Annotated in this window: 7 protein-coding genes; 5 read left to right on the top strand and 2 right to left on the bottom strand. The window is 68.3% G+C overall.

Translation table 11 applies throughout. The annotated features are described in order from the left end of the window. Positions 1–211: 211 nt before the first annotated feature. Positions 212–1,741 (bottom strand): helix-turn-helix domain-containing protein, encoded by a 1,530-nt coding sequence (locus ACFYP3_RS18330; protein ID WP_388833200.1) that lies wholly within the window; start codon positions 1,739–1,741, stop codon positions 212–214. Between the two features lie 495 nt (positions 1,742–2,236). Here ACFYP3_RS18330 and acnA point away from each other — a divergent pair, with 495 nt between their 5' ends. The 4 genes from acnA (at position 2,237) to ACFYP3_RS18310 (ending at position 8,601) form a co-directional block, all read left to right on the top strand. Continuing rightward, the gene (acnA, locus tag ACFYP3_RS18325; RefSeq protein ID WP_388833198.1) at positions 2,237–4,954 is read left to right on the top strand and encodes an aconitate hydratase AcnA; all 2,718 of its coding nucleotides are present in this window, start codon (positions 2,237–2,239) and stop codon (positions 4,952–4,954) included. Between the two features lie 295 nt (positions 4,955–5,249). Next, positions 5,250–6,674, top strand: a complete 1,425-nt coding sequence (gene ngcE, locus ACFYP3_RS18320) for an N-acetylglucosamine/diacetylchitobiose ABC transporter substrate-binding protein (protein ID WP_388833195.1) — start codon at positions 5,250–5,252, stop codon at positions 6,672–6,674. A gap of 42 nt (positions 6,675–6,716) precedes the next feature. Then, positions 6,717–7,661: a carbohydrate ABC transporter permease gene (locus tag ACFYP3_RS18315; RefSeq protein ID WP_388833192.1), complete on the top strand. Its 945-nt coding sequence runs from the start codon at positions 6,717–6,719 to the stop codon at positions 7,659–7,661. Positions 7,662–7,674: 13 nt separating this feature from the next. Further along, complete coding sequence (locus ACFYP3_RS18310) at positions 7,675–8,601, top strand: carbohydrate ABC transporter permease (protein WP_388833189.1); 927 nt, start codon at positions 7,675–7,677, stop codon at positions 8,599–8,601. 58 nt (positions 8,602–8,659) lie between these two features. Here the strand turns inward: ACFYP3_RS18310 and mgtA are convergent, their stop codons facing one another. Next, on the bottom strand, positions 8,660–11,386 hold the full coding sequence (mgtA, locus tag ACFYP3_RS18305; RefSeq protein ID WP_388833186.1) for a magnesium-translocating P-type ATPase: 2,727 nt from the start codon (positions 11,384–11,386) through the stop codon (positions 8,660–8,662). A 627-nt stretch (positions 11,387–12,013) separates the two neighbouring features. On the opposite strand from mgtA, the gene ACFYP3_RS18300 reads away from it, so the two are divergent. After that, on the top strand, positions 12,014–13,228 hold the full coding sequence (locus ACFYP3_RS18300; RefSeq protein WP_376612551.1) for an ROK family protein: 1,215 nt from the start codon (positions 12,014–12,016) through the stop codon (positions 13,226–13,228). Positions 13,229–13,290 lie beyond the last annotated feature (62 nt).

Genomic DNA, 13,290 nt, shown 5'->3' with positions numbered 1-13,290 from the left:
GCCGCGCCCTTCGCGTAAATGTGGATCAAAAGACTGAGGCCCCGTCACGCTCCGTGAAGAGTGCCGGGGCCTTCGCATGCGGCTGATGCGGCATCAGTCAATGGGTCATCCGTTGCACACATCCTGCACACGGCGACGGCAGCGCTTTGGCAGTTCAGCGGCCATTTGAGTACGTCCGCACTGCCTGGTTGGTTACCTTCTGTCCTGCTTCCTAGATGTCGCGGAAGATTTCGATCTGGGCGCCGACCGAGTTGAGGCGTTCGGCGAGCTCCTCGTAGCCGCGGTTGATCACGTAGACGTTGCGCAGGACCGAGGTGCCCTCCGCGGCCATCATCGCGAGGAGGACGACCACCGCGGGGCGGAGCGCCGGGGGGCACATCATTTCCGCGGCGCGCCAGCGGGTGGGGCCCTCCACCAGGACGCGGTGGGGGTCCAGGAGTTGGAGGCGGCCGCCGAGGCGGTTGAGGTCGGTCAGGTAGATGGCGCGGTTGTCGTACACCCAGTCGTGGATCAGGGTCTGGCCCTGCGCGACGGCGGCGATGGCCGCGAAGAACGGGACGTTGTCGATGTTCAGCCCGGGGAACGGCATCGGGTGGATCTTGTCGATCGGGGCTTCGAGTTTGGACGGGCGGACGGTGAGGTCCACCAGGCGGGTGCGGCCGTTGTCCGCGACGTACTCCGCCGAGCGGTCGTGGTCGAGGCCCATCTCCTCCAGTACCGCGAGCTCGATCTCCATGAACTCGATCGGCACCCGGCGGATGGTCAGCTCCGACTCCGTGACGACCGCCGCGGCGAGCAGGCTCATCGCCTCGACCGGGTCCTCGGAGGGGGAGTAGTCCACGTCCACGTCGATGTTCGGGACGCCGTGGACGGTGAGGGTGGTCGTGCCGACGCCCTCGACCCTGACGCCCAGCGCCTCCAGGAAGAAGCAGAGGTCCTGGACCATGTAGTTGGAGGAGGCGTTGCGGATGACGGTGACGCCGTCGTGCCGGGCGGCGGCCAGCAGCGCGTTCTCGGTGACCGTGTCCCCGCGCTCGGTGAGGACGATCGGGCGGTCGGGGGAGACCCCGGCCTCGACCTTCGCGTGGTAGATGCCCTCGGTCGCGGTGATGTCCAGGCCGAAGCGGCGCAGGGCGATCATGTGCGGCTCGACGGTGCGCGTGCCGAGGTCGCAGCCGCCGGCGTACGGGAGGCGGAAGCTGTCCATCCGGTGCAGCAGCGGGCCCAGGAACATGATGATGCTCCGGGTCCGGCGCGCCGCGTCGGCGTCCATGGCCTCCAGGTCGAGGCGGGCCGGCGGGATCAGCTCCAGGTCGACGCCGTCGTTGATCCAGCGGGTGCGGACGCCGATGGAGTTGAGCACCTCCAGGAGGCGGTAGACCTCCTCGATGCGGGCCACCCGCCTCAGTACCGTACGGCCCTTGTTCAGGAGCGAGCCGCAGAGGAGGGCGACGCACGCGTTCTTGCTCGTCTTGACGTCGATGGCGCCCGACAGCCGGCGGCCGCCGACCACTCGCAGGTGCATCGGGCCGGCGTAGCCGAGGGAGACGATCTCGCTGTCGAGCGCTTCGCCGATGCGGGCGATCATCTCAAGGCTGATGTTCTGGTTGCCGCGCTCGATCCGGTTCACGGCACTCTGGCTGGTGCCGAGTGCTTCGGCGAGCTGACTCTGTGTCCAGCCCCGGTGTTGACGGGCGTCACGGATGAGCTTGCCGATGCGTACGAGGTAGTCGTCTGCCATGGGGGCACGTTATCTCAGATATGAGATGACTCCCGCGCTGGGTATGCCAGATGGGTGTGTCAGATGGGCGATTTGGGGGTTATTGACCGTCAGGTCCCATAGTCGCTTCATCTGCGCGTGATGCCTCGCCGGTCCGGCCGGGCAGACGGGTGAGTGGATCGTCGGCGCCGCCCCTCCCGTATGGCGGGGCGGGGTCGGTGGCCGGGGTGCGCGGCGGCGGCCCTGGCGGCCGGTCGGCGCCCCCTCGGCACCCCCTCGGCGACAGCCCGACGGCAGGTCGCGGGCACGTCGAGGCCGGTCCGCGGGTGCGCGCCTCGTCCCCGGAGCCGTACATGTACTAGAGTTATCTCGACATCGAGATATCTGCCGAAGGCGTACCGCAGCCGCCCCCGCTGGTAAGGGTTACCTAACTTAGCCCTACCTTAGCGGATTGGCCAAGGGGCGTGGCGGCAGGATGCGGTTATACGCGCGAATTCATGCATGAAGGAGACTGTCGTGTCGGCGAACAGCTTCGACGCCCGCAGCACGCTGCAGGTGGGCGACGAGTCGTACGAGATCTTCAAGCTGGACAAGGTCGAGGGCTCCGCCCGCCTTCCCTACAGCCTGAAGGTCCTGCTGGAGAACCTGCTCCGTACCGAGGACGGCGCGAACATCACCGCCGACCACATCCGGTCGCTCGGGAACTGGGACTCGCAGGCCCAGCCCAGCGAGGAGATCCAGTTCACGCCGGCTCGCGTGATCATGCAGGACTTCACCGGCGTCCCCTGCGTCGTGGACCTCGCCACCATGCGTGAGGCCGTGAAGGCCCTCGGCGGCGACCCGGCGAAGATCAACCCGCTCTCGCCCGCCGAGATGGTCATCGACCACTCGGTCATCGCCGACAAGTTCGGCACGAAGGACGCCTTCGCGCAGAACGTCGAGCTGGAGTACGGCCGCAACAAGGAGCGCTACCAGTTCCTGCGCTGGGGCCAGACCGCCTTCGACGACTTCAAGGTCGTCCCCCCGGGCACCGGCATCGTCCACCAGGTCAACATCGAGCACCTGGCCCGCACGGTCATGGTCCGAAACGGCCAGGCGTACCCCGACACCCTCGTCGGCACCGACTCGCACACCACCATGGTCAACGGCCTGGGCGTGCTCGGCTGGGGCGTCGGCGGCATCGAGGCCGAGGCCGCGATGCTCGGCCAGCCGGTCTCCATGCTGATCCCGCGCGTCGTGGGCTTCAAGCTGACCGGCGAGCTGCCCACCGGCACCACCGCCACCGACCTGGTGCTCACCATCACCGAGATGCTGCGCAAGCACGGCGTCGTCGGCAAGTTCGTCGAGTTCTACGGTGAGGGCGTCGCCGCCACCTCGCTGGCGAACCGCGCCACCATCGGCAACATGTCGCCGGAGTTCGGCTCCACCGCCGCGATCTTCCCGATCGACGACGAGACCCTGAAGTACCTGCGCCTGACCGGCCGCGACGCCCAGCAGGTCGCGCTCGTCGAGGCGTACGCCAAGGAGCAGGGCCTGTGGCTGGACCCGGCCGCCGAGCCGGACTTCTCCGAGAAGCTGGAGCTCGACCTCTCCACGGTCGTCCCCTCCATCGCCGGCCCGAAGCGCCCGCAGGACCGCATCGTCCTCGCCAACGCCGCCGAGCAGTTCGCCCAGGACGTACGCAACTACGTCGACGACGTGGACGAGGCGGGCATCGAGTCCTTCCCGGCCTCCGACGCCCCGGCGAACCACCCGAACGGCGCCCCGTCGAAGCCCACCCTGGTCACCCTGGCCGACGGCTCCTCCTTCGAGATCGACCACGGCGCCGTCACCGTCGCCGCGATCACCTCGTGCACCAACACCTCGAACCCCTACGTCATGGTCGCCGCGGCGCTCGTGGCCAAGAAGGCGGTCGAGAAGGGCCTGTCCCGCAAGCCGTGGGTCAAGACCACCCTGGCCCCGGGCTCGAAGGTCGTCACCGACTACTTCGACAAGGCCGGCCTGACCCCGTACCTCGACAAGATGGGCTTCAACCTCGTCGGGTACGGCTGCACCACCTGCATCGGCAACTCCGGTCCGCTGGACGAGGAGATCTCGAAGGCGATCAACGAGCACGACCTCGCGGTCACCTCGGTGCTCTCCGGCAACCGCAACTTCGAGGGCCGGATCAACCCCGACGTCAAGATGAACTACCTGGCCTCCCCGCCGCTGGTCGTCGCGTACGCCATCGCGGGCTCCATGAAGGTGGACATCACGACGGAGGCCATCGGCACCGACACCGAGGGCAAGCCGGTCTTCCTCGCGGACATCTGGCCCTCCGAGGCCGAGGTCAACGACGTCGTGGCGAACGCCATCGGCGAGGACATGTTCTCCAAGTCCTACCAGGACGTCTTCGCGGGCGACGCCCAGTGGCAGGCGCTGTCCATCCCCACCGGCAACACCTTCGAGTGGGACCCGCAGTCCACCTACGTGCGCAAGCCCCCCTACTTCGAGGGCATGACGATGGAGACCACCCCGGTCTCCGACATCGCCGGCGCGCGCGTGCTGGCGAAGCTGGGCGACTCGGTCACCACCGACCACATCTCCCCGGCCGGTGCGATCAAGGCCGACACCCCGGCCGGCAAGTACCTCACCGAGCACGGCGTCGAGCGCCGCGACTTCAACTCGTACGGTTCCCGCCGCGGCAACCACGAGGTCATGATCCGCGGTACCTTCGCCAACATCCGCCTGCGCAACCAGATCGCGCCGGGCACCGAGGGCGGCTTCACCCGCGACTTCACCGTCGAGGGCGCGCCGGTCGCGTTCATCTACGACGCCTCGCAGAACTACCAGGCCGCCGGCATCCCGCTGGTCATCCTGGCGGGCAAGGAGTACGGCTCCGGCTCCTCCCGCGACTGGGCCGCCAAGGGCACCGCGCTGCTCGGCGTCAAGGCCGTCATCGCCGAGTCCTACGAGCGCATCCACCGCTCCAACCTGATCGGCATGGGCGTCCTGCCCCTGCAGTTCCCGGAGGGCGCCACCGCCGCCTCCCTGGGCCTCACCGGCGAGGAGACCTTCGCCTTCACCGGTGTGGAGGAGCTGAACAACGGCACCACCCCGCGCACCGTCAAGGTCACCACCGACACCGGTGTGGAGTTCGACGCGGTCGTTCGCATCGACACGCCGGGTGAGGCGGACTACTACCGCAACGGCGGCATCATGCAGTACGTGCTCCGGAACCTCATCCGAGGCTGAGCACCGTAGCGGCACCAAAGGGCCGTATCCCCGTTAAGGGGGTACGGCCCTTCGGCCTTTTCCGGCCGGGGCCAGGTTTCGGGGAGGTCTCAACTCGGAAAAGCTGACAGGCAACCGTGTGCATGATCTTGCTCACACGAGCGGAAGTGGACTATACCTGTGCCCGTCCGGATCGTCGCGACACTGAGCGGCACCGGACCGGGGGATGGCGGGGACCTGCGGTGATGTCCGTATGTGCGGTGCCGTCGTGTTTTCCGGCCTCCTTCACACTCCTGACGAAGGCGAGGACATGAGCATGGGATCCACTGGTGAGGGCCTCGGCCGCCGTGACCTGATCAAGCGCTCCGCAGCGCTGGGACTGATCTCGGTGCCCACGATGAGCTTCCTGTCCGCCTGCGCCTCCGGGGGTGAGGGCACGACGAAGGGGCCGGACAAGGCCGCGGTGACCAAGGAGAACCCCTTCGGCGTCGCCAAGGGCGGCAAGCTCGACGTCGTCGTCTTCAAGGGCGGATTCGGTGACGACTACGCGAAGGCCTGGGAGGCCGCCTTCGACAAGAAGTGGGGCACCACCAGCTCCCACCTCGGCACCCAGGAGATCACCGGAAAGCTCCAGACGCGCTTCAACGGCGGGAACCCGCCGGACGTCGTCGACGACTCCGGCGCCCAGAAGATCAAGCTGGACGTGCTCTTCAAGAGCAACCAGCTCGCCGACCTCACACCGGTGCTCGACGCCCCCTCGCTCGACGACCCGAGCAAGAAGGTCCGCGACCTGCTGATCGCCGGCACCGTCGAACAGGGCACGCAGGGCGGCAAGTTCGTCTCCTTGAACTACGTCTACACCGTCTTCGGCTTCTGGTACTCCGGCAAGCTCTTCAAGGAGAAGGGCTGGACGCCGCCCAAGACCTGGGACGAGTTCCTCGCGGTCTGCGCGAAGGCCAAGGAGGCCGGCATCGGCGGACTCGCCCACCAGGGCAAGTTCCCGTACTACATCAACGTCGTCATCATGGACCTGATCGCCAAGAAGGGCGGTCTGGACGCCATGAAGGCGATCGACAACCTGGAGCCGAACGCCTTCGAGGGCAGTGCGGCCGCCCTCGCCGCCGTCGAGGCGGTCTACGAGGTGGTCGAGAAGGACCTGCTGCTGCCGGGCACCAACGGCCTCACGCACACCGAGTCCCAGACCGCGTGGAACCAGTACAAGGCGGCCTTCATCCCCTCCGGCTCCTGGCTGGAGAACGAGCAGCTGAAGCAGACGCCGGACGACTTCGACATGCAGTTCCTGCCGGTCCCGCTGCTGGCCGACAGCAAGCTGCCCTTCGAGGCCATCCGGGCCGGCGCCGGCGAGCCCTTCATCGTTCCGGAGAAGGCGGCCAACAAGGCCGCCGGCCTGGAGTTCATCCGTTCGATGCTCTCCCGCGAGTGGTCGACGATCTTCGCCCAGCAGGCCAACTCGCTCACCGTGGTCAAGGACGGCGTGGACCCGGGCGTCAAGCTGCGGCCGGGCACCCAGTCCGCGGTGACCGCTCTCAAGGCGGCGGGGACGAACACCTTCAACTACCTTTACCCCGACTGGTACAGCGAGATGGACACGGCCATCCAGGACGCGTCCAATGAACTGATGGCCAAGCGGATTCAGCCGAAGGAGTGGATCAAGCGGGCTCAGGCTGCGGTGAACAAGGCGGCGCAGGACCCGAACGCCAAGAACAACCGTCGCAGCTGATCGCACGCCCCACCGGTCACCGGCACACCAGGGACGGACACCATGAGCCAAGTAGCCCAGGGCAGGGGACGGGGCGGCTTCATCGCCGGCTTCCTCCTCGCACCCCTCGCGCTGTACCTGACCTTCGTCATCTGGCCGTACGTACAGACGTTCGGCTACTCCTTCACCAACTGGACGGGCCAGTCGCCGACCTTCGACTTCGTCGGGGTGGACAACTACACGGCCCTGATGAAGGACGAGGTCTTCCGCAGCGCCCTGTGGCACAACCTGCTGCTCCTGGTGTTCGTCCCGACGGTCACCATCCTGCTGGCCCTCTTCTTCGCCTTCATGGTGAACGCGGGCGGGCGGGGCGGGGCCGGCGGCGTGCAGGGCGTGCGGGGATCGGGCTTCTACAAGATCGTCTACTTCTTCCCGCAGGTGCTCTCCCTCGCCATCCTCGCGGTGCTCTTCGGGGCCGTGTACCGCACCGACGAGGGCGGCCTGCTCAACGGCGTCCTCATCAAGCTGGGCCTGGTCGACCGGCTGCACCCCATCGAATGGCTCAACGAGCCGAGGCTCGTTCTGTGGTGCCTGCTCCTCGTGGTCGTCTGGCACGGCGTCGGCTTCTACCTCGTGCTCTTCTCGGCGGCCATGCAGTCCGTACCCAAGGACATCTACGAGGCCGCCCTGCTCGACGGGGCGGGGCGCGCGCAGACCTTCTTCAAGGTCACGCTGCCCCTGCTGTGGGACTCCGTACAGACCTCCGCGGTCTACCTGGGCATCGCCGCGATGGACATGTTCGTCCTCGTGTCGACCATGACCTCCGGCCAGTTCGGCGGCGGCCCCGACCACCACAGCGAGGTCATGGCCACGGTGCTGATGAGGAACTTCCTCTACTTCGGCAAGAGCGGCTACGCCTGCGCCATGGGCGTGGTCATGCTCGTCCTCACCATGATCCTTTCCGTCATCACGCTGCGCGCCACCCGCCGCGAGCGCATCGAGTTCTGAGCGGGAGACCCTCATGACCACAGTGATCAAGGCTCCGGGCGAAAAGGCAGCGGAGCGGTCCGGGGGAGCCGGCCCGAGCGGGGAACGGGGCGCGAAGGGCTCCGAGGGCACCGTCCTCAACGTCTTCTCGCACGGCTTCCTCGCCGTCTGGGCCGTACTGATCGTCCTGCCCCTGATCTGGCTGGCGCTCGGCTCCTTCAAGACCGACGCGCAGATCGGCGGCTCGGCCCTCAGCTGGCCCGCCAACTGGAACGTCGACGCCTTCGGCCGGGCCTGGGACAAGGGCATCGGCGACTACTTCGCCCACACGCTGCTCGTGATGGCGTTCTCGGTCCCGCTGACGATGCTGCTCGGCTCGATGGCGGCGTACGTCCTGGCCCGCTACCCCTTCCCGGGGAACCGGTTCATCTACTACTTCTTCGTCAGCGGGGCGATGTTCCCCGTCTTCCTCGCGCTGGTCCCGCTGTTCTTCATGGTCAAGCGCTTCGACATGCTGAACACGTACCAGGGCCTGATCCTCGTGTACGTCGCCTACTCGATGCCGTTCACCGTCTTCTTCATGCACTCGTTCTTCCGCACGCTGCCGACGGCGGTGCACGAGGCGGCGGTGATCGACGGCGCCTCCGACACCCGGATCTTCTTCCAGGTGATGGTGCCGATGGCCAAGCCGGGCCTGATCAGCGTCGGGATCTTCAACGTCCTGGGCCAGTGGAACCAGTACATCCTGCCCTCCGTGCTGATGCAGCCCCAGACGGGATCGGACCCCGAGCGCTACCTGCTCACCCAGGGCCTGATCCAGCTCCAGCAACAGCAGGGGTACGAGACCGACCTGCCGGTGCTGTTCGCCGGCGTGACGATCGCGATGATCCCGATGCTGGTGGTCTACCTCTCCTTCCAGCGCCAGATCCAGGCCGGCCTGACCTCCGCCACCCTGAAGTAGGTCACGCGGCCGGATGACCGGCCGTGATCCACCCGCTGGTCATCGGCTCGTCGTCCGCTCAGAGCCAGGTGCCGAACGTGCGGATGTACCAGGTCTTCACGAGCTGGGTGAGGGTGCAGTACGCGAGCAGCACGCCGACCAGCCACGGGAAGTAGCTCGCCGGCAGGGCCACGAAGCCGAGCGTGGGAGCCAGCGGGGAGAAGGGCAGCCACAGCCCCGTCAGCACCGCGAGGACCGTCGTCACCATCACCGGCCACGAGGCGCGGGACTGGATGAAGGGGATCTTCCGGGTGCGGATCATGTGGACGATCAGGGTCTGCGAGAGCAGGCCCTCGATGAACCAGCCGGACTGGAAGAGGGCCTGGTTCGCCTCGCTGTCGGCCCCGAAGACGTGCCACATGACCAGGAACATCGCGATGTCGAAGACCGAGCTGACCGGGCCGATGGCGAGCATGAAGCGGCCGATGCCCTTGGCGTCCCAGTTGCGGGGCTTGCGCAGGTACTCCTCGTCCATCCGGTCCCACGGGGTCGCCAGCTGCGCGATGTCGTAGACCAGGTTCTGCACCAGCAGCATGATCGCGAGCATCGGCTGGAAGGGGATGAAGGCGCTGGCCACCAGGACCGAGAAGACGTTGCCGAAGTTCGAGGACGCCGTCATCTTGATGTACTTGATCGTGTTGCCGAAGGTGGTGCGGCCCTGGAGGACGCCCTGCTCCAGGACGGTCAGGTCCTTCTCCAGCAGGATGATGTCCGCCGACTCCTTGGCGATGTCGACGGCGGTGTCCACCGAGATGCCGACGTCGGCGTCGCGCAGCGCGGCGGCGTCGTTGATGCCGTCGCCGAGGAAGCCGACCGTGTGGCCGTCGGCTTGCAGCGCCCGGACGATCCGGGCCTTCTGGACCGGATTCACCTTGGCGAAGACCGTCGTACGGGCGGCCAGCGCGCGCAGCCCCGCCTCGTCGAGGCCGTCGATCTCGCTGCCGAGCACCACGTGCCCGACCTCGATGCCGACGTCGGCGCACACCCGGGCGGCCACGAGGTCGTTGTCGCCGGTGACCACCTTGACGGCGATGCCCTTGTCGGCGAGGCCCCGGAGCGCGCGCCCGGCGTCGGCCTTCGGCGGGTCGAGGAAGGCGAGGAAGCCGACCAGGGTCAGCCCGTCCTCGTCGGCGACCGTGTAGGCGTCGCGCGGAGTGCCGACGGTGCGGGTGGCGACGGCGAGGACCCGCAGGCCCCGGCGGTTGTTGTCCTCCGCGATCCGGGTGACGTGCCACCGCAGCTGTTCGGTCAGCTCGACCTGCGTGCCGCGGTCGGTCATGTGCGTGCAGAGGTCCAGGACCTCCTCCACGGCACCCTTGGTGATCATGACGTGCTCGGTGCGGCCGGGGTCGCCCACCACGCTGTTCCGGCCCAGGACCACGGACATCCGGCGCCGGGCGAAGTCGAAGGGGATCTCGTCGACCATCGAGAACCGTGCGTCGACGACAACCTCCTCGGCCTCGTCGACGCGGTCGATGACCGCCTGGTCCATGAGGTTGCGCAGACCCGTCTGGAAGCGCGCGTTGAGGTAGCCGTACTCCAGGACCTCGTCGTCCTCGTTGCCGTGCACGTCCAGGTAGCGGTCCAGGACGATCCGGTCCTCGGTGAGGGTGCCGGTCTTGTCCGTGCAGAGCACGTCCATCGCGCCCAGGTTCTGGATCGCGCCCAGCCGCTTGACGACCACCTTGCGCCTGGACAGGGCGACCGCGCCGCGCGCCAGGTTGGCGGAGACGACCATGGGCAGCATCTCGGGGGTCAGGCCGACGGCGACGGCGACGCCGAAGAGGAAGGCCTCTTCCCAGTCGCCCTTGGTGAAGCCGTTGACCATGAAGACGACCGGGACCATGACCAGCATGAAGCGGATCAGCAGGAAGCTGACCTTGCGCACGCCGGTGTCGAAGGTGGTCTGCGGGCGCTCGCCCACCAGCGAGCCGGCCATCGAGCCGAAGTAGGTGTCGGAGCCGGTGGCGACGACGACGCCGGTGGCGGTGCCGGAGGTGACCGAGGTCCCCATCAGCACCAGGTTGTCGGCCTCGACCGGGTCGGTGGCGGGCAGCCCGCCGAGGTCCTCGCCGCGGACGCCCGTATCGGCCTTGGCGACGGGCAGGGACTCGCCGGAGAGGGCGGCCTGGCCGACCATCAGGTCCTTCGCGCTGATCAGCCGGAGGTCGGCCGGGGCCAGGTCGCCGGCGGCCAGCCTGACGACGTCGCCCGGGACCACCCGGTCCATCGGCACCTCGACGGTGGTGGGCCCGGAACCGCTGCCGGCCCGGCGCCGCACCGCGCAGGTGGTGGTGACGAGCTCCTTCAGCGCGTCGGCGGCGCGGCCCGAGCGGTACTCCTGCCAGAAGCGCAGCAGCCCGCTGATCCCCACCATCGCGGAGAGGATGACGACACCCGGGTCCGCGGGGTCCTGCCAGTACATGACCGCGGCCAGGAAGACCAGGACGGCGATGAAGGGGTTCCGGAAGGCCTTCGCCAGCTGGACGTACCAGCGCGGGGCGCGCTCCTGGGCGACGACGTTGGGACCGTGGCGCTCCAGGCGCAGCGCCGCCTCGGCGTGGGTGAGGCCGTCGGGGGAGGCGTCCACCGCCTGGAGGACGTGGACGACCGGGCGGGCGCTCGTCTCGGCGAGGCGCTCGCCGACGAGCCGGGTACGGGACTCCAGCTCGGCGCTCTTGCGCTTGCGGCGGGACCGGCCCGGCGGTGCGAGCTTGGTCGGGGTACGGGGGGTGAGCATGGTCATGACGAATACCTCCCTCCACGGTGTCCGGGCAGCGCGCAGCCGCGCGGTCACGTGGAGTGATCACATATCGGCGCAAGGCGGCAGGGAAGGCCGCGGAGGGCGCCGGTGGGCATGGTGGGAGCGGCCCCGGGGCACGCCTCGGCGACAGCCGTGGGGGAACCCGGGGGGAGCGCGCCCGGCGGAGCTGCCGGGGCGCGCGGAAGGAAGAGAATGGAAAGAAACGCGACCGCGCACGGGACAGCGATGAACCGCGGCCGTGCGCACTCGGGCGGGCGTCAGCTGATCAACAGGTCAGCCGAGGAGAGCGCGGCAAGGACTTCGATCGGGACTCATCCCGAACACCTCCTCGCGTAGCGCTGTCATGACGAGGCGCCCGATCCGGCCGGGAAGGCCGCAGAGGACCGGCGCCTCAGCGACCGTAGCACGATCCAGGGGGCCGGTTCCCTCCCCCTTTAGGCCAGTACGGCCGTTTCGTGTCGTGTCAGCCTCTTGACGTGTGGATGCGCAAAGGCTCGACTTAAGGTTCACAAGTTGGAGAGACGCCGGGGTCTCGGAGCGCGAAACCGCGACGTGTCCCGGCCGGGGGGCGACGGCTCGCCGTCGCTTATGGGCAGGAGTGGATGAGTCGTGCAGACTCCCGGATCGCAGTCCTCGCTGCATCGCGCGAATCTCGAACGGGTCGTGCGGGCGGTGCGGCTCGCGGGATCGCTGACCCAGGCGGAGATCGCCCGCACCACCGGACTGTCGGCGGCCACGGTCTCCAACATCGTCCGGGAACTGAAGGACGGCGGGACCGTCGAGGTCACCGACACCTCGGCGGGCGGCCGGCGCGCGCGCAGCGTCTCGCTCAGCGGTGACGCCGGGATCGTCATCGGCGTCGACTTCGGTCACACCCACCTGCGGGTGGCGGTGGGGAACCTGGCCCACCAGGTGCTGGCCGAGGAGTCCGAGCCGCTCGACGTCGACGCCTCCTGGGCGGACGGCTTCAACCGGGCGGAGGCCCTGGTCGGGCGGCTGATCACGGACATCGGGGTCGGGCTGGAGAAGGTCATCGGCGTCGGTCTCGGCGTGCCCGGCCCGATCGACGTGGAGTCCGGGACCCTGGGCTCGACCGCGATCCTGCCGGGATGGGCGGGGATCAACCCCCGCCAGGAGCTCTCGCAGCGCCTCGGCGTGCCGGTGTACGTGGACAACGACGCGAACCTCGGCGCCCTCGGTGAGCTCGTTTGGGGGAGCGGGCGGGGAGTAAAGGACCTGGCCTACATCAAGGTGGCCAGCGGCGTCGGTGCCGGCCTGGTCATCAACGGCCAGATCTACCGCGGACCGGGGGGCACGGCGGGCGAGATCGGGCACATCACGCTGGACGAATCGGGCCCGGTCTGCCGCTGCGGCAACCGCGGCTGCCTGGAGACCTTCACCGCCGCCCGGTACGTCCTGCCGCTGCTCCAGGGCACGCACGGACCGGAGTTGACGATGGAGCGGGTGGTCGAACTGGCCCGGGACGGGGATCCGGGCTGCCGCCGCGTGATCACGGACGTGGGCCGCCACATCGGCAGCGGCGTGGCCAGCCTGTGCAACCTCCTGAACCCCAGCCGCGTGGTGCTGGGCGGCTCGCTCGCGGAGGCCGGTGAACTCGTCCTGGCCCCCATCCGTGAATCAGTGGGGAGGTACGCGATTCCCAGCGCGGCACGGCAATTGTCGGTGCTGACCGGGTCCCTCGGGGGACGGGCCGAGGTGCTGGGCGCGCTGGCGCTCGTACTCAGCGAGATGGGCGATTCGACGCTTTTGTCAGATCATGGAAGTGGAGTGCGAGCTCCCGCCGTCTTGCCTTCAGGTAGATAACGGATGGCACCGTTGTCATCTCGTTAAGGATTCACTCCTTGACGGCAAAACGCGGCCGGGGT

Source organism: Streptomyces sp. NPDC005533 (genome assembly GCF_042871845.1).
Classification (GTDB): domain Bacteria; phylum Actinomycetota; class Actinomycetes; order Streptomycetales; family Streptomycetaceae; genus Streptomyces.
This window is presented reverse-complemented; position numbering and strand designations above follow the sequence as displayed.

Excerpts from the sequence above, each read along its gene's own strand:
- mgtA (WP_388833186.1), bottom strand. The coding sequence starts at position 11,386 with ATGACCATGCTCACCCCCCGTACCCCGACCAAGCTCGCACCGCCGGGC.
- ACFYP3_RS18315 (WP_388833192.1), top strand. The coding sequence starts at position 6,717 with ATGAGCCAAGTAGCCCAGGGCAGGGGACGGGGCGGCTTCATCGCCGGC.
- ACFYP3_RS18330 (WP_388833200.1), bottom strand. The coding sequence starts at position 1,741 with ATGGCAGACGACTACCTCGTACGCATCGGCAAGCTCATCCGTGACGCC.
- ACFYP3_RS18310 (WP_388833189.1), top strand. The coding sequence starts at position 7,675 with ATGACCACAGTGATCAAGGCTCCGGGCGAAAAGGCAGCGGAGCGGTCC.
- ngcE (WP_388833195.1), top strand. The coding sequence starts at position 5,250 with ATGGGATCCACTGGTGAGGGCCTCGGCCGCCGTGACCTGATCAAGCGC.